13 protein-coding genes and 1 pseudogene are annotated in these 16101 nt (G+C 66.2%); 6 read left to right on the forward strand and 8 right to left on the reverse strand.

What is annotated here, in order from left to right; translation table 11 throughout:
* From Q0716_RS00680 to purL, 4 genes are all read left to right on the forward strand, one after another.
* On the forward strand, positions 1–141 hold a 141-nt coding region (locus tag Q0716_RS00680), incomplete at its 5' end, for a thiosulfate oxidation carrier complex protein SoxZ (protein WP_299018611.1).
* A gap of 73 nt (positions 142–214) precedes the next feature.
* A complete protein-coding gene (gene soxA, locus Q0716_RS00685; RefSeq protein ID WP_299018613.1) occupies positions 215–973 on the forward strand; it encodes a sulfur oxidation c-type cytochrome SoxA in 759 nt (252 codons plus the stop codon).
* Positions 974–988: 15 nt separating this feature from the next.
* Positions 989–1636: a sulfur oxidation c-type cytochrome SoxX gene (soxX, locus tag Q0716_RS00690; RefSeq protein ID WP_299018589.1), complete on the forward strand. Its 648-nt coding sequence runs from the start codon at positions 989–991 to the stop codon at positions 1634–1636.
* Between the two features lie 127 nt (positions 1637–1763).
* The gene (purL, locus tag Q0716_RS00695; protein ID WP_299018591.1) at positions 1764–5822 is read left to right on the forward strand and encodes a phosphoribosylformylglycinamidine synthase; all 4059 of its coding nucleotides are present in this window, start codon (positions 1764–1766) and stop codon (positions 5820–5822) included.
* On the opposite strand, the gene Q0716_RS00700 is transcribed toward purL, so the two are convergent.
* Complete coding sequence (locus tag Q0716_RS00700) at positions 5819–7837, reverse strand: U32 family peptidase (RefSeq protein ID WP_299018593.1); 2019 nt, start codon at positions 7835–7837, stop codon at positions 5819–5821. The genes purL and Q0716_RS00700 overlap by 4 nt on opposite strands.
* Positions 7838–7877: 40 nt before the next feature.
* Between Q0716_RS00700 and Q0716_RS00705 the strand changes: the two genes are divergently transcribed.
* Positions 7878–8735: a YbgC/FadM family acyl-CoA thioesterase gene (locus Q0716_RS00705; protein ID WP_299018595.1), complete on the forward strand. Its 858-nt coding sequence runs from the start codon at positions 7878–7880 to the stop codon at positions 8733–8735.
* A gap of 43 nt (positions 8736–8778) precedes the next feature.
* Here the strand turns inward: Q0716_RS00705 and ugpQ are convergent, their stop codons facing one another.
* The 5 genes from ugpQ to ugpB all read right to left on the reverse strand — a co-directional run bounded on the left by ugpQ (position 8779) and on the right by ugpB (position 13805).
* Positions 8779–9546: a glycerophosphodiester phosphodiesterase gene (gene ugpQ / locus Q0716_RS00710; protein ID WP_299018597.1), complete on the reverse strand. Its 768-nt coding sequence runs from the start codon at positions 9544–9546 to the stop codon at positions 8779–8781.
* A gap of 18 nt (positions 9547–9564) precedes the next feature.
* On the reverse strand, positions 9565–10581 hold the full coding sequence (ugpC, locus tag Q0716_RS00715; RefSeq protein WP_299018599.1) for a sn-glycerol-3-phosphate ABC transporter ATP-binding protein UgpC: 1017 nt from the start codon (positions 10579–10581) through the stop codon (positions 9565–9567).
* A 35-nt stretch (positions 10582–10616) separates the two neighbouring features.
* Positions 10617–11471, reverse strand: coding sequence for a sn-glycerol-3-phosphate ABC transporter permease UgpE (gene ugpE / locus Q0716_RS00720; protein ID WP_299018601.1), 855 nt, complete (start codon positions 11469–11471; stop codon positions 10617–10619).
* 19 nt (positions 11472–11490) lie between these two features.
* Positions 11491–12372 (reverse strand): sn-glycerol-3-phosphate ABC transporter permease UgpA, encoded by an 882-nt coding sequence (ugpA, locus tag Q0716_RS00725; protein ID WP_299018603.1) that lies wholly within the window; start codon positions 12370–12372, stop codon positions 11491–11493.
* Positions 12373–12485: 113 nt separating this feature from the next.
* Complete coding sequence (ugpB, locus tag Q0716_RS00730; protein ID WP_299018605.1) at positions 12486–13805, reverse strand: sn-glycerol-3-phosphate ABC transporter substrate-binding protein UgpB; 1320 nt, start codon at positions 13803–13805, stop codon at positions 12486–12488.
* A gap of 163 nt (positions 13806–13968) precedes the next feature.
* On the opposite strand from ugpB, the gene Q0716_RS00735 reads away from it, so the two are divergent.
* Positions 13969–14772, forward strand: a complete 804-nt coding sequence (locus Q0716_RS00735; protein WP_299018607.1) for a DeoR/GlpR family DNA-binding transcription regulator — start codon at positions 13969–13971, stop codon at positions 14770–14772.
* On the opposite strand, the gene Q0716_RS00740 is transcribed toward Q0716_RS00735, so the two are convergent.
* The gene (locus tag Q0716_RS00740; protein WP_299018609.1) at positions 14685–15614 is read right to left on the reverse strand and encodes an NRDE family protein; all 930 of its coding nucleotides are present in this window, start codon (positions 15612–15614) and stop codon (positions 14685–14687) included. The two genes, Q0716_RS00735 and Q0716_RS00740, sit on opposite strands and share 88 nt — an antisense overlap.
* Before the next feature lie 4 nt (positions 15615–15618).
* A pseudogene (locus Q0716_RS00745) lies at positions 15619–16101 on the reverse strand (folate-binding protein); the annotation flags it as partial.

Below are 16101 nucleotides of genomic sequence, written 5' to 3' on the forward strand. Positions count from 1 at the left end.
AAGGCGATGTGGAGCGGGGCGGTGTCGCAAAACCCGTTTCTGAGCTTCAAGTTCAAGGGTGGGGCCAAGGGCGACAAGGTCGTCGTCAAGTGGACCGACAACAAGGGCGAGTCGCGCACCGACGAGGCGACCATCGCCTGAACCGGTTTTATCTCCCCAGGAGTTCATGATGAGAAAACGTTATTGGTTGCTCGCGGTTTTTTCATCGCTAGGCATGAGCGCTGGTGCCCAAGGAGTCGATGCTTCCAAGGGCATCGAGGAATACCGCGCCATGCTGCAAGATGGCAACCCCGCCGAGCTGTTCGAGGTCAAGGGCGAGCAACTGTGGAAGCAAAAGCGCGGGCCAAAGAACGCGTCGCTGGAGCAGTGTGATCTGGGCAAAGGCCCCGGGGTCGTCAAGGGTGCCTTCGTCGAGCTGCCACGCTACTTCAAGGATACCGGGCGCGTACAGGACCTGGAGAGCCGCCTGCTGACCTGCATGGAGACGCTGCAGGGCATCGACGTCAAGAAAGAGGTTTCGCAGCGCAGTTTCGGCAAGGGGGAGACGGCCAACGTCGTGGCGCTGGCCACGTGGATCGCGTCCGAGTCGCGTGGAATGCCGTTCAACCTGCCGTTCAACACGCAGGCCGAGCGTGACATGTACGAGATCGGCAAGCGGCTGTTCTTCATGCGCGGTGGGCCGCACGATTTTTCGTGCGCCAGCTGCCACAGCGAAGACGGCAAGCGCATCCGCCTGCAGGAGCTGCCCAACCTGACCAAAAACCCCGGCGACGGCGTCGGTTTTGCCGCATGGCCCGCTTACCGCGTCTCCAACGGTCAGATGTGGAGCATGCAGCACCGCCTGAACGACTGCTACCGGCAGCAGCGTTTCCCCGAGCCCTTGTTTGCCAGCGACGTGACCATCGCGTTGGGGGTGTACATGGGCGTCAACGCGAAGGGCGCCAAGTCGATCGCGCCCGCCATTAAGCGCTGAATCGGAGACCTCGACATGAAATTCCATTGGTTGACCTGGGTGGCCCTCGCCGCTGTTGCTCTGGCTGGATGCGGCGCATCGCCGACAGCCGCCGACTATGACCGCATGACGATGGAGGTCGTCAAAAAATCCTTCGTCGAGCGCGGTATCGCCAAGCTCGATCGGCTCGAGCAAGATGAGGCACGGCTGGTGTGCTGGAAGGCCGAGGTCTCGGGCAAGGACCTCGACGAGAAAACCGCCAAAGCCATCGAGGAAGCGGCTCTGAAGTCCGTCATGTGGCCCAGCGATGGCAAGTTTCTGGGTGACTGGAAAGAGGGTGAGAAAATCGCGCAAAGCGGCCGCGGCTTGACGTGGTCCGACGATGAGAAAACGGTCAACGGGGGCAATTGCTACAACTGCCACCAGATCACGAAAGAAGAAATTTCGTACGGCACGTTGGGCCCCAGCTTGTACCAATACGGCAAGCTGCGCGGGGTGACCAACCCGAACGACCCGGCCGCCAAGCCGATCATCGAGTACACCTGGGCCAAGATCTGGAACTCGCGCGCGTTCAACGCCTGCACCAAGATGCCCAGCGCTGGCCACAGGGGCATCCTGAACGAGCAGCAAATCAAGCACGTGATGGCGTTGCTGCTGGATCCGCAGTCGCCCGTCAACAAGTGATTCCGGTTCGCGGCACCCGCCGCGACGGGTCTTGGGGGGAGGCCACTGGCCTCCTTTTTTTATCCCTGTGCCGCCGCTCGCGCCCGCTAAAATCGCCAGCATTCCCACTGCTGAGCACCACACCGCCGTGAATGCCCCCGTTTCTGCCTTGCACTTGTCGACATTCACCGGGGGGGACGCCCTTGGCCACTTTCGAGCGGGACAGTTGCTGGCGCGACTGCAGGGGGTGGACGAGCGCATCGTGGGCATCGCGGCGCGCTTCGTACACCTGGTGGCGACCGACGCCCCGCTGGACGACGCCAGCCGCCAGCGGTGGGCGGCGCTGCTGACGTATGGCGAGCCCTACCGCGGCCCCACGGAGGGTGTGCGCATCGTCGTCACGCCGCGCTTGGGCACGGTCTCGCCCTGGGCGTCCAAGGCCACGGACATCGCGCGCAACTGCGGCCTGAGCGCGCGGCGCGTCGAGCGTGTCGTCGAATATTGGCTCACCCTGCAAGCGCCCGGCTTGGGGGCCTTTCGCAAACGGCCTGCGGCGCTGGATGACGCCCAGTGGCACGCCTGCGCCGCGTTGCTGCACGACCGTATGACGGAGAGCGTGCTGCGCGACCTGGAGCAAGCCCGGGCCCTGTTCGTGCCGTTGGCCCCGCAGCCCTTGCAACGCGTCGATGTGCTCGGCCGCGGACGGGTGGCGCTGCAGGAGGCCAATGTCGCCTGGGGGTTGGCGCTGGCGGACGATGAGATCGATTACCTCGTCGACGCGTTCACACGTCTGGAGCGCAATCCCAGCGATGTGGAACTCATGATGTTCGCGCAGGCCAACAGCGAGCACTGCCGGCACAAGATTTTCAATGCCCAGTTCGTCATCGACGGGGTGGAGCAGCCGCACACGCTGTTTGGCATGATCCGCCACACGCACCAGACGGCGCCGCAGCACACCGTCGTGGCCTATGCGGACAACGCCGCGGTGATGGAAGGGCACACGCTCGAGCGCTTCGTGGCCGTGCCCGATGGCCAGGGCAGTCCTACCTATCGCCGCCGCCAGGCGCAGCACCATATCCTGATGAAGGTGGAGACGCACAACCACCCGACGGCCATTTCGCCGTTTCCAGGTGCAGCCACGGGCGCGGGTGGCGAGATCCGCGACGAGGGGGCCACGGGTCGTGGCGCGCGACCCAAGGCGGGGCTCACGGGGTTTTCGGTGTCGCGCCTGTGGGGTGGCTGGGCCGACGAGCCCGACGGCAAGCCCGCGCACATCGCCAGTCCGTTGCAAATCATGATCGAGGGCCCGCTGGGCGGTGCGGCGTTCAACAACGAGTTCGGTCGCCCCAACCTGCTGGGGTATTTCCGTGCGTACGAGCAGCGTGTCGCGTCAGACGTGGACGTGGTCAATCGCGGCTACCACAAGCCGATCATGATCGCGGGTGGCCTGGGTCAGATCGACGCCGCCCAGACGCACAAGGTGACGTTCCCGGCCGGTACGTTGCTGGTGCAGCTGGGCGGCCCGGGCATGCGTATCGGCATGGGGGGCGGTGCGGCCAGCTCGATGGCCAGCGGCGCCAATGCCGCGGAGCTGGACTTCGATTCGGTGCAGCGCGGCAATCCCGAGATCCAGCGCCGCGCGCAGGAGGTGATCAACCACTGCTGGGCGCTGGGCGCGGACAACCCGATTCTGGCCATCCATGACGTGGGCGCCGGGGGGCTGTCCAACGCGTTCCCGGAGCTGGTCAACGACGCCGGGCGCGGCGCGCGTTTCGACCTGCGCGCGATTCCGCTGGAGGAGTCGGGCCTGGCACCGAAGGAAATCTGGTGCAACGAGAGCCAGGAACGCTACGTGCTGGCCATTGCCCCCGACGCGCTGCCGCGCCTGGCCCAGTTGTGCGAGCGCGAGCGCTGTCCGTACGCCGTGGTCGGCGTCTCTACCGAGGAGCGGCAGCTCGTCGTCGAGGACGGGCAAGCTGCCGATGCACAAGCAGCCCGCCCGGTCGATATGCCGATGGACGTGCTGTTGGGCAAGCCACCGCGCATGCGGCGCGAGGTCACGCGCATCGCGCGCCGTTTCGCCGACTTCGACGGCACAGGGGTGGATCTACAGCAAGCGATCATTGGCGTGCTGGCGCACCCGACGGTGGCGAGCAAGCGGTTTTTGATCACGATCGGGGACCGCACGGTGGGCGGCCTGACGCACCGCGACCAGATGGTGGGGCCGTGGCAAGTGCCAGTGGCGGACTGTGCGGTCACGCTGGCGGACTTCTCGAGCCTGGCTGGCGAAGCGATGGCCATGGGTGAGCGCACGCCGATCGCGGCGCTCGACGCCCCCGCAGCGGGCCGCATGGCCGTGGCGGAGGCGATCACCAACTTGCTGGCCGCACCGATCGAGCTGTCGCGTGTCAAGCTCTCGGCCAACTGGATGGCCGCCTGCGGCGAGCCCGGTGAGGACGCGGCGCTGTACGACACGGTCAAGGCGGTGGGGCTGGAGCTGTGCCCGCAGCTGGGCATCGGTATTCCCGTGGGCAAGGACAGCCTGTCGATGCGCACGCAGTGGCGCGGCACGGACGGGCAGACGCACAAGGTGGTGGCGCCAGTCAGTTTGATCGTCAGCGCGTTTGCCACGCTGCCCGACGTGCGCGGCACGCTCACCCCGCAGCTCGACGCGCAAGAAGACACGACGCTGATTTTGATCGACCTCGGCCGAGGTCGCCATCGCATGGGCGGCTCGATCCTGGCGCAGGTGCTGGAGCAACCGGGCGGTGCGGCGCCCGATCTCGATGACCCGCAGGATCTGGTGCGGCTGGTGGCGGCGGTCAACGCCCTGCGCGCCGAAGGCCGCCTGCTGGCTTACCACGACCGCAGCGACGGCGGCTTGCTGGCCTGCGTGGCCGAAATGGCGTTTGCCGGCCACGTGGGCGTGACGCTCAACGTCGATTTGTTGGTCACCGAGGGCGACGGCATTCACGACAGCCGAGCCGACGTGGGCGATGCCAAAAACTGGGCGGCGCAGGTGAGCGCCCGCCGCGACGAACTCACGCTCAAAGGACTGTTCAGCGAGGAGCTGGGCGTGGTGCTGCAGGTGCGCAGCACCGAGCGCGACGCCGTGCTGCAAACCCTGCGCGCGCACGGGCTGTCCGCGTGCAGCCACGTGGTGGGCAAGACCCGTCCCGCCAGCAGCCCCATCGACGCGGGCAAGGGCGAGCTGCAGATCTGGCGCGACGCCCAGTGCATCTTCAGCGCCAAACTGCAAGACCTGCACCAGGTGTGGGACAGCGTGAGCTGGAAGATCTGCCAGTTGCGCGACAACCCGGCCTGCGCCGATGCGGAACACGCCGCCGCTGGGCAGTGCGACGACCCCGGCCTGCACGTGGCGTTGACCTTCGACCCCGCGCAGGACATCGCCGCCCCCTACGTGAACCGGCAGCGTCCGCGCGTGGCCATTTTGCGCGAGCAGGGCGTCAACTCCCACGTCGAGATGGCGTACGCGTTCGACAGCGCCGGCTTCGAGGCGGTGGACGTGCACATGACAGATCTGCTCAGCGGCCGCACGCGCCTGAGCGATTTTCAGGGACTGGTCGCCTGTGGTGGATTCAGCTACGGCGACACGCTGGGGGCAGGCATCGGCTGGGCGCGCTCGATCACGTTCCACCCCAGCCTCGCCGAGCAGTTTCAAGCGTTCTTCCAGCGCGGCGACACCTTTGGTCTGGGCGTGTGCAACGGCTGCCAAATGTTTGCCGAGTTGGCCGCCATCATCCCTGGTGCCGAACATTGGCCGCGTTTTACCACCAACGTCAGCGAGCGCTTCGAGGCGCGCCTGTCGCTGGTGGAAATCACCGACTCCCCCAGCCTGTTCTTCCAAGGCATGGCTGGCAGCCGCCTGCCGATTGCCGTGGCGCACGGCGAAGGCTATGCCAACTTCGGCCAGCGGGGCGATATCGACGCGGTGGCGGTGGCCATGCGCTACGTGGACCACCACGGCCAGCCAACCGAGGCCTACCCGTTCAACCCCAACGGCAGTCCGCGCGGCATCACCGCCGTCACTACGCCCGATGGGCGCTTTACCGCCATGATGCCGCACCCGGAGCGGGTGTTTCGCAATGCGCAAATGAGCTGGACCGACCTGGCCGCCACTGGTGGCATCGCGGCCTTCAGCCCCTGGATGCGCATGTTTCGCAACGCGCGCCGCTGGGTGGGCTAGGTGCGCTCGGTACGCTCATGCGGCCGCGTGCGGTAAAACTGCAGCGGCGCTTCGCTCGCCTGGCGCTCGGCCGCGCGCACGACGTGGCGTTTGATGCGTCCGACGACGTGCATCTCGCACGGTTTGCAGTCGAAGCGCAGCGTGAGCCGCTCGTCGCCATGCACCAGCACCAGCGGCTCGGCGCGGATCGTGCCCTGCACGCCCGTCACCCCCTTGGCTTGCTTGGGGCACAGGCTCAGGCTGTAGCGCACACAGTGCTTGGTGATCATGAGGCTGGCCTCGCCCAGCGTTTCGTGGCTCTCGTAGGCGGCTTCGATCACGCGCACCCCATGGCGGGCGTAGAAATCGCGCGCCTTGTGGTTGTAGACGTTGGCCAGGTAGGTCAGCACGTCTTCGGAGTAGGGCACGGGCGGCTCCACGGCGGGCGCACGCATGGGCCGCGGGCGGGCGGCTTCGCGCCCTGTCATCAGCGCCGCGACGGCCTCGCGCCGCAGGGCGTTGACGCGTGAGGCGGGCAGGAACCAGGGCTGTGGCAGCGCCACGTCCACCGAAACCGGTTCGAACACTGTGTCGCCCAGGCGGCTGAGCCCCTCGACCAGCTTGGCCTCGTTGGCGCGCGCGTCACGCGCAACCTCGAACGGGCCCGCCACGGTGGCGGTGCCGGTGCAGCCGTCGGCGTCGGTCAGGGTCAGCTGCAGGGCGTCGCCCTGCGCGCGCAACTGCACCCACAGCGGGATGCGCCGCTGCGCCGAGGGGCGTTCCAGCAGCCGCACCCAGGCCATGCTGCGGTTGCGGTTGACCGTCGTGCCGGGCCGCAAATCCTTGAGCGTGGCCATCGGGTCTTTGGGGAAGACGCGCCAGCGCACACCGCCGTCCGTGCCCGGCCCCAGTCGCTCGACACGGTTGGTTTGCAGGCCAACCAGGTTGTTCTGCAGGTCTAGGTAGCACAGGCCATCGCCATTGGCCAGCTCGGTGCTGGGATCGTGGGTTTCCAGCTCGAGGTGGTCGGCCGCGGTGCGCACCACCCAGCCGATCGGGCGACCGGGATTTTTGGGGCTGTCGAAGGCGCCGATGTCGATCTGGCGTCCGTTGACGAAGTAATCGGTGAAGTCGCGGTTGAAGTTCTGCTCGGGGTCGGGGGTGAAGGTGTAGGTGCAACGGCCGCTGGAGGAGGGCGCCAGATCTGGGCGCTCATCCAGGATGGCATCGAGCAGACGGCGGTAGTGGGCGGTGATGTTTTTCACATAGCCCATGTCCTTGTAGCGGCCTTCGATCTTGAAGCTGCGCACGCCCGCGTCGATGAGCGCGCGCAGGTTCGCGCTTTGGTTGTTGTCCTTCATGGACAGCACGTGCTTGTCGTGCGCAAGGATGCGGCCTTGCGCGTCGAGCACCTGATAAGGCAGGCGACACGCCTGCGAGCAGTCACCCCGGTTGGCGCTGCGGCCGGTGTGGGCGTGGCTGATGTAGCACTGGCCGCTGTAGGCCACGCACAGCGCGCCGTGAACGAAGAACTCCAGCACCGCTCGCCCCGGCGCGTCGCGCGGGCCCAGCGCGGCGTCCACCGCCGCGATTTGTTCCAGCGTCAGCTCGCGCGCCAGCACCACCTGCGAAAAACCCACGTCCTGCAAAAAACGCGCCTTTTCGGGGGTGCGGATGTCGCATTGCGTGCTGGCGTGCAGCTGGATCGGCGGCAAATCCAGCTCGAGCAGGCCCATGTCTTGCACGATGAGCGCGTCCACGCCAATGTCATAGAGCTGGTGCACGAGCCGACGCGCCGGCTCGAGCTCGTCGTCCCGCAAGATGGTGTTGAGCGTGACGAAGACGCGCGCGTGGTAGCGGTGCGCGTGGCGCACCAGGCGCTCGATGGCGCTGACCGGATTGGCGGCGTGGGCGCGCGCCCCGAAGCCAGGCCCGCCGATGTAGACCGCATCCGCCCCGTGGTTGACGGCCTCGATGCCGATGTCGGCATCGCGCGCGGGTGACAGGAGTTCGAGCTGGTGGGGCCGCATAATCAATTGATTTCGTCCAAAACGCTCGATTGTCCCAAATCCCGCCATGAAACGCCATGAATTCCGCTGCTTGCACCGCCTGCGCGTGCGCTGGGCCGAGGTGGACATGCAAGGCATCGTGTTCAATGCCCACTACCTGATGTACTTCGACGTCGGCATGACCGAATATTGGCGGGCGCTGGCCTTGCCCTATGCGGAGGCGATGCAGGCGCTGGGTGGTGAGCTTTATGTCCGCAAAGCGACGCTGGAGTTTGTGGCCAGCGCGCGCATGGATGACGAGGTAGACGTGGCACTGCGCTGCGAGCGCATCGGCCACACGTCGATGACCATGACCGGCGCCATTTTTCGAGGAGAGCGGGCGCTGGTGGGGGCTGAGATCGTCTATGTTTTCGCCGATCCGGCCACGCAGACCGCGCGCCCGGTACCCGCTGCGTTGCGTGAGTTGATCCAACGCTACGAGGCGGGGCAGGAGGTGCTGCGCGTGGTCACTGGCCGGTGGAGCGCGCTGGAGCGTGATGCGGCACCGCTGCGGCGGGCGGTGTTCGTGGGTGAGCAGGGCATCCCGGAGTCCGAGGAGTGGGATGCGGCCGACGCGACGGCGCTGCATGCGGTGGCGATCAATGCCCTGGGGCAGGCCGTGGGCACGGGTCGGCTTCTGGCGGCGGAACCCGGCGTGGGCAAAATCGGCCGCATGGCGGTACACCGCGCGCTGCGCGGCACGGGCGTCGGTGCGGCCGTGTTGGCGGCGTTGATCGAGGCGGCGCGCACGCGCGGCGACCACACCCTGCGCTTGAGCGCGCAGCGCACGGCGATGGGCTTCTATCAGCGGCAGGGCTGGCAGTGCGTGGGCGAGCCGTACGACGAGGTCGGGATCCCGCACCAGACGATGGAGCGGCGTTTGTGAGCGCCCGCGGCCGCGGTCCGAGTCGCGGCACGATCGGCCAGCGTTAGGCGGCAGGCCCCAGCGTATCGATGCGGTCGGTGATGATGCCGTCCAGCCCCCAGTCCAGCAGAGTGGCGGCGCGCGCGGCGTCGTTGACGGTGTAGGTGAGCAAGCGCCAGCCCTCGCTGCGGCAGTGCGCGATCAGGGCTTCGTCCCACAACGTGTGGTTGAGCACCACCGCGCTGCAGCCCAGTTGGTGTGCCACGGTCCAGCAGTCCGGCCACAATGTATCGAGCAGCAGGCCCCGGGGCAGGTGCGGGCATGTCTGTTGGGCGGCTTGGAGCGCGACCGGTTGAAACGAGGTCAGCAGCGGCCAGGCGGGCCCCTGCGGCTGACCGGCGCCGTAGGTGCGCCAGAGATTGTCCACTGCCTCGGCCACCGAGCGCCCGGTCTCTGGCTCGGTGCCTGGCGTGGGTTTGATCTCCAGGTTGAGCCATGCGCCGCGCGGCAGCGCCCAATGCGCGAGCGTGTCCAGGCGCAGCAACCGCTCACCCGCGTAGGCTGGGCTGTGCCAGCTACCTGCATCCAGCGCCGCCAGTGTCGACCAAGGCAGATCGCCGGCGCGTCCGCGCCCGTTCGTCGTGCGCTCCAGCGTCGCATCGTGCAGCAAAAAGGGAACCCCATCGGCGGAGAGCTTGACGTCGCACTCGAACGCGCGCCAACCGTGCTGCCAGCCCAGCTCGAAGGCTGCCAGCGTATTTTCTGGCGCGAGCTTGCCCGCACCGCGGTGCGCGATCCAGCGCGGAATGGGGGTGGAGGGCACATCGGTCATGGGGAGCCTCCGCAGGATTCAGCCGATGCGCTGGCCGCTGTCCGGGTCGAAGGCGTGCAGCCGATCGTCCATGGGACGCACGTGCACGGTATCGCCCACACCCGGGTGGCAGGGGTCGGACTCGGCGATGCGCACCGTGATGGGCTGGCCGTGGGTTTGCCCGTGGATCAGGCGCTCGGCGCCCAGCAGTTCCACCGCTTCCACCTGCACCGCCCAGCCCTGGCCCGACTCGACCACCCGCAGGTGTTCGGGCCGAATGCCGAGTAGGGTGCCGGGGCGCGCCCCGGGCACGTCGCGCAACAGGTTCATCGACGGCGAGCCGATGAAGGTGGCCACGAACGTGGTGGCCGGCCGGTGATAGACCTCCTCCGGTGTGCCGAATTGCTCCATGCGCCCGGCATTCATCACCATCACGCGCTGGGCGAGCGTCATGGCCTCGACTTGGTCGTGGGTCACGAACAGGCTGGTGATGCCCAGGTCCCGGTGCAGCTTTTGAATTTCCAGCCGGGTTTGCACGCGCAGCTTGGCGTCGAGGTTGGACAGCGGCTCGTCGAACAGAAACACTTGCGGCTGGCGCACGATGGCGCGCCCCATGGCGACGCGCTGGCGCTGCCCGCCCGAGAGCTGGCGCGGCTTGCGCTGCAGCAGGTGGCCTAACTCCAGAATGCTGGCGGCCTGTTCCACGCGGCGGCGAATTTCCTCCTTGGGCACGCCGTGCAGCTTGAGCCCATACGCCATGTTGTCGAACACCGTCATGTGGGGGTACAGCGCGTAGTTCTGAAACACCATGGCGATGTCGCGGCGCGCGGGCTCCAGGTGGTTGACGACGCGCTCGCCGATGCGGATGGTGCCATCGCTGATCGTCTCCAGCCCCGCCACCATACGCAACAGGGTGGACTTGCCACAGCCCGACGGGCCGACGATGACCACGAACTCGCCGTCGCCGACGTCGGCGCTCAAGCCATGAATGGCAGTGACGGGCTCGCGCGCCCCCTCGTAGCGCTTGACGACACGTTCGAAATGCAAAGAAGCCATGCAGAGATATCCTTCGAAGACTCAACCAAAGGGATTTATTTCTCGGTATCGACCAGTCCCTTGACGAACCATTTTTGCATCGCCAGAACCACCACGGCGGGTGGTAGCATCGCCAGCATGGCTGTCGCCATCACCACGTTCCATTCGGTATAGGCTTCGCCTGCGATCAAACGCTTGATGCCCAGCACGATGGGATACATCGATTCGTCGGTCGTGACCAGCAACGGCCAAAGATACTGGTTCCAGCCGTAGATGAACTGGATCACGAATAGCGCGGCGATGCTGGTGCGCGACATCGGCAGCAGCACGTCCCAGAAAAAGCGCATCGGCCCGGCGCCGTCCACCCGGGCGGCTTCTACCAATTCGTCCGGTACGGTCAGAAAAAACTGCCGAAACAAGAACGTGGCGGTGGCCGAGGCGATCAGTGGCACGGTCAGCCCTGCATAGGTGTTGAGCATGCCCAGGTTGGCAATGACTTCGTAGGTGGGGCCGATACGCACCTCCACCGGCAGCATCAGCGTCACGAAGATCATCCAAAACACCAGATTACGCAGCGGAAAGCGGAAATACACGATGGCAAAAGCCGACAAGAGCGAAATGATGATCTTGCCGATCGCAATCGTCAGCGCCATGACCAGGCTGACCCACAACATCGGCAGGCCTGGTGCGAAGCGGCTGCCGGCACTGGTTTCGCCACCGAATAGGGCCAAGCGATAGTTTTCCCAGCCATGCGAGCCGGGTATCAGGGACAGGGGGGCGCTGCTCGCGATATCCTGCGCGCTTTGGGTAGAGGCCACCAGCGTCAGGTAGACGGGAAAGGCGACGATGGCAACGCCCACGATCAAAATGAGGTGGGACAGCGCATCCAGCCAAGGGCGACGTTCGACCATGGTATGAGGGGCCTCCGGTTCAGTATTGCACTTTGCGCTCGATGTAGCGGAATTGCACCACGGTCAGCGCGATCACGATGGCCATGAGAATGACCGACTGCGCCGCCGAGCCGCCCATGTCCAACGCCTTGAACCCGTCGTAGTACACCTTATAGACCAAGATGGCCGTGTCTTTGCCCGGACCGCCCTGGGTGGTGGCGTCGATGATGGCAAAGGTATCGAAGAAGGCGTACACCACGTTGATCACGAGCAAAAAAAACGTGGTGGGCGACAGCAGGGGAAATACGATGGTCCAGAAACGCCGCCAGGGTGTGGCGCCATCGATCGTGGCGGCCTCGATCAGCGAGCGGGGGATCGATTGCAGCCCGGCGAGGAAAAACAAAAAGTTGTATGAAATCTGCTTCCACACCGCAGCCAGCACGACCAGCGTCAGCGCATGTTGGCTATTGAGGCGGTGGTTCCAGTCCACGCCCACGTGCTGCAACGCCCAGGCCACCACACCCATGGGCGAGGCGAACATGAACATCCACAGCACTCCAGCCACCGCCGGGGCCACGGCGTAGGGCCAAATGAGCAGCGTTTTGTACCAGCGCGCACCACGCACCACGCGGTCGGCCATCACGGCCAGCAACAGCGATACCGCCAGCCCGATGACGGCCACCAGCAGTGAAAATACCGCCGTCACACGAAACGACTGCAGGTAGGTGGCGTCGTTGAACAGACGCTCGAAATTGGCCCAGCCGACGAATTCGACGTGGCCGCCGAAGGCGTCTTGCTCCATGACGCTTTGCACGAGCGCCTGACCCGCTGGCCAGAAAAAGAAAACCGTCACGATGGCCAGCTGTGGGGCGACCAACAGCCAGGGTAGCCAAGCGGATGCAAAACGGACACGTTTTTCCATGACGTCAGATCGGTCGAAAAAGACAAGCCGCCCACAGCCGTGCGGCCGGGCGGCGTCGCCTGGAGCGCCGCTACCGATTGGGGAAGCGGCGTCAGGCACGGGGAGTCACCGTGTCACAGACGCCCCTGGTTGGCGCGCTGGAAGCGCTCGAGCTGCTCGTTGCCGCGGCGCACCGCGTCGTCGAGGCCCTGCTTGGCGGTCTTCTTGCCAGCCCAGACTTGCTCCATTTCCTCGTCGATGATGGTGCGAATTTGGACGAAGTTGCCCAAACGGATGCCACGCGATTTGTCGGTGGTCTTGCGGATCATTTGTTCGACCGAGACATCGGTACCAGGATTTTGCTTGTAGAAACCCGACTTTTCGGTCAATTCGTAGGCGGCCTTGGTCACGGGCAAGTAACCGGTGCGCTGATGGCTCTTGGCCGCCACGTCGGGTTTGGACAGATGGGCAAAGAACTGCGCCACACCTTTGTACTCGTTGTCTTTCTTGCCGGCCATCACCCACAGGCTGGCACCGCCGATGATGGTATTTTGCGGCGCACCAGGTACATCGGGGTAGTAGGGCAGGGTGGAGATGCCGAAGTCGAACTTGGCGTTGCGCTTGACGTTGCCGTACAGAGCCGAGCTGCCGGTCATCATGGCGCACTCACCCGAGACGTAGGTAGCGTCCGCCGCGTTGCCGCGGCCTTTGTAGACGAATAGGCCTTGGTTGGCCATGTTGGCCAGGTTTTCGATGTGGCGCACGTGCAGTGGCGAGTTGAACGCCAAACGCGCGTCCAGGCCCCCAAAGCCGTTGTTTTTGGTGGCGAACTCGACATTGTGCCAGGCCGAGAAGCTCTCGAGCTGCGTCCAGCTCTGCCAGCTGGTGGTGAAGGGGCACTTGTGACCAGACGCCTTGAGCTTGGCCGCCGCCAGCGCTACCTCGGGCCAGCTTTTGGGCGGCTTGTTGGGATCGAGCCCGGCGGCCTTGAAGGCATCTTTGTTGTAGTGCAGCACCGTGGTGGAGCTGTTGAACGGGAAGCTCAGCATCTGACCATTGGGCGCGGTGTAGTAGCCTTTGACCGCGTCCACGTAGGCATTGGGGTCGAACGTCACGCCTGCCTTTTTCATGACCTCGGCGACGGGCACGATGGCGTTGCGGCTGGCCATCATCGTGGCGGTACCGACCTCGAACACTTGCAGGATGTGGGGAGCGTTGCCGGCGCGGAAAGCGGCAATCGCAGCCGTCATCGACTCGTCATAGCTGCCCTTGAACACGGGCACGACCTTGTAGTCCTTTTGGCTGGCGTTGAACTCGTTGGCCAGGTCGTTGACCCACTCGCCCAACGCGCCACCCATGGAGTGCCACCAGACGATTTCGGTCTGGGCGTGGGCGCTGGCCACGCCGGCAGCCAAGACGGTGGCAGCGAACAGGTGCTTGAGGGGTTTGCTCATCGTGACTCCTTGGGGTCGGGGTTGTTGCGAAAACAGACGAAAGCGCCCGATAGTTTCCGAATGCAATGTGAAAGTTTAGTGACAAAATGCCCCGATGGGCGAACACCTAGGGTTTGCCCGCGTGCGCGGGTGTCGCGCTGGCGTCGTGCGGCACAATTGCCGCATGAACGAATCCACGCCCACGCGTCGGCGCCGCGCCCTCAACCCCCGCCAGAGCGATCTGCTGGCCGCCGTGCGGCAGGCGGGCACGCTGCGCATCGAGGATCTGGCGCAGCGCTTTGGCGTCACGCTGCAAACCGTGCGGCGCGACGTGCGGCAACTGGAGCAGATGGGATTGCTGGCGCGCTACCACGGGGGCGTGCGGACCCCCGTGTCTACCGTCGAAAACCTGGCCTACACGCAGCGTCAGACGCTCAATGCGCAGGCCAAGGCCGCCATCGCGCAGGCCGTGGCGCGCGACGTGCCGGCGGGCTGCTCGCTCATCCTCAACATCGGCACCACCACCGAGGCGGTGGCGCGCGCGCTGCTGCAACATCGGGGCTTGCGCGTCATCACCAACAACCTCAACGTGGCGGCCATCCTGTCGGACAACCCGGACTGCGAGGTCATCATCACCGGAGGGGTGGTGCGCCCGCGCGACCGCGGCATCGTCGGCGAGGCGTCGCTGGATTTTCTGCGCCAGTTCCGGGTCGACATCGCGCTCATCGGTATCTCGGGCATCGAGACCGACGGCACGCTGCGCGACTACGACGTGCGCGAGGTGCGCGCCGCGCGCACCATCATCGAGCACGCCCGCCAGGTGTGGTTGTGTGCCGATGCCAGTAAGTTTGGCCGCCCGGCAATGGTGGAAGTCGGGCACATCGCCGAGCTCACCCGCGTCTACACCGACCGCGCGCCGCCTGCGCCGTTCGATGCGATGCTGCGCGATGCCGACGTCGCCTGCGTGGTGGCCAACCCGGCGGGTTGATCGTTGACGCATGGCTGCCCACCCCAGTTGGGCAGCCGTCCCCAACGGGGTGTCGCAGCGGTGGCGGCTGTCGGCCCCTGCTGCGGCGCATAGACCCATTCGCCGACGTGCAGGCTGCCGTCGGCCGACCAGCGTGCGATCAGGCTGCTGCGGGTACCATAGCGGCGCTGGGGCAGATAGACGTAGGGGCTGGACTCGAGGTGCGCCCGCTCGTCGTCATGGGGCACGTGGCGTTGCAGCGCTTGCAACAGCCGATCGGTCGCCGAATCCGCGTCGGGTGCAGCCAGCGCCTGGTTCAGGGCATCGCGCAGCGCCACCACTTTGGGCCAGGGGGTGTCCAGCGCGGCGTTGGACAGTCCGTAGACGCCCGGGGGCAGCTCGCCGCCCCACCAGCCCCCGACGCGTACCACGGGCATGGTGGCCGCCCGGTGGGGGGTGGGGTCGCGGTTGGTCAACCAGGCCCAGCAGCCGCGGCGCACGTCGCCCAGCACCAGGTTGCAGCCGTTGTAGTCGTGCGCCGCGTGGTGGCGGGCCATCTCCTGCCACGTCGTGGGCGCCTGGCGGACCAGCCAGCGCGTGACGAGCTCGCCGCGGCTGCGCGCGGCCGCCGCCTCCGGTGGCCAGGCGCGCACATTGGTCAGCATAGCCACGCGCCCTTGTTCGCCGAAGGCCAACCACGAGCCCCCGGCCAGACCATCGCGGCCACCCAGGATCGTGGTGCCGTCCGACGAGTGCCAGACATCCAACGCCAGCGTGGGGCGATCCCACTGTTCGTCGCGGTTGGCGACCACCCACAGGGGGTGTTCGGTCGATTGACCGATGGCCCAGGCCATCAGGCACATGGCGTCAGATGTCCTGCCGCAGCTCGTAGGGCAGGGGACGCAGATGCAAGGCTGGCCCGTCCATTGACCCGGCTCGCAATGGCTGCCCATCGACTGCAGAGGTTTGCAGTGCCACGATGGCGTCCCAGCCTGCCTGCGGGTTGGGCGCAGCCTGGGCGATCACGCCCACTGGCTGCTCGGGATCAGACGGGTGAAACACCTCTTGTCCTGCGGCCAATGGGCCGTCGGCATGGGCCAAGTGGCCGCGGCGCTTGAGCGTGCCGCGAAACTGGCTGCGCGCGACCACCTCCTGCCCGGGGTAGCAGCCCTTCTTGAAGTTGACGCCCCCGACCGATTCGTAATTGAGCATTTGCGGCACGAAAGCTTCGGCCACGGCGTCGCTCACCTGCGCGACGCCGCTCATGACGTCGAGCCACCGCCAATGTTCCTGGGGCAGGGTGTCGCCGGCGGGGGCGGGCGCACCGGCCGGCTGAATCAGCAGGGCCCG

Source organism: uncultured Tepidimonas sp., assembly GCF_938045175.1.
GTDB lineage: Bacteria > Pseudomonadota > Gammaproteobacteria > Burkholderiales > Burkholderiaceae_C > Tepidimonas.

Bases quoted from the DNA above. Each gene is read 5' to 3' on its own strand.
- soxA (WP_299018613.1), top strand. From the start codon at position 215: ATGAGCGCTGGTGCCCAAGGAGTCGATGCTTCCAAGGGCATCGAGGAA.
- soxX (WP_299018589.1), top strand. From the start codon at position 989: ATGAAATTCCATTGGTTGACCTGGGTGGCCCTCGCCGCTGTTGCTCTG.
- Q0716_RS00705 (WP_299018595.1), top strand. From the start codon at position 7,878: ATGAAACGCCATGAATTCCGCTGCTTGCACCGCCTGCGCGTGCGCTGG.
- ugpQ (WP_299018597.1), bottom strand. From the start codon at position 9,546: ATGACCGATGTGCCCTCCACCCCCATTCCGCGCTGGATCGCGCACCGC.
- ugpC (WP_299018599.1), bottom strand. From the start codon at position 10,581: ATGGCTTCTTTGCATTTCGAACGTGTCGTCAAGCGCTACGAGGGGGCG.
- ugpE (WP_299018601.1), bottom strand. From the start codon at position 11,471: ATGGTCGAACGTCGCCCTTGGCTGGATGCGCTGTCCCACCTCATTTTG.
- ugpA (WP_299018603.1), bottom strand. From the start codon at position 12,372: ATGGAAAAACGTGTCCGTTTTGCATCCGCTTGGCTACCCTGGCTGTTG.
- ugpB (WP_299018605.1), bottom strand. From the start codon at position 13,805: ATGAGCAAACCCCTCAAGCACCTGTTCGCTGCCACCGTCTTGGCTGCC.
- Q0716_RS00735 (WP_299018607.1), top strand. From the start codon at position 13,969: ATGAACGAATCCACGCCCACGCGTCGGCGCCGCGCCCTCAACCCCCGC.
- Q0716_RS00740 (WP_299018609.1), bottom strand. From the start codon at position 15,614: ATGTGCCTGATGGCCTGGGCCATCGGTCAATCGACCGAACACCCCCTG.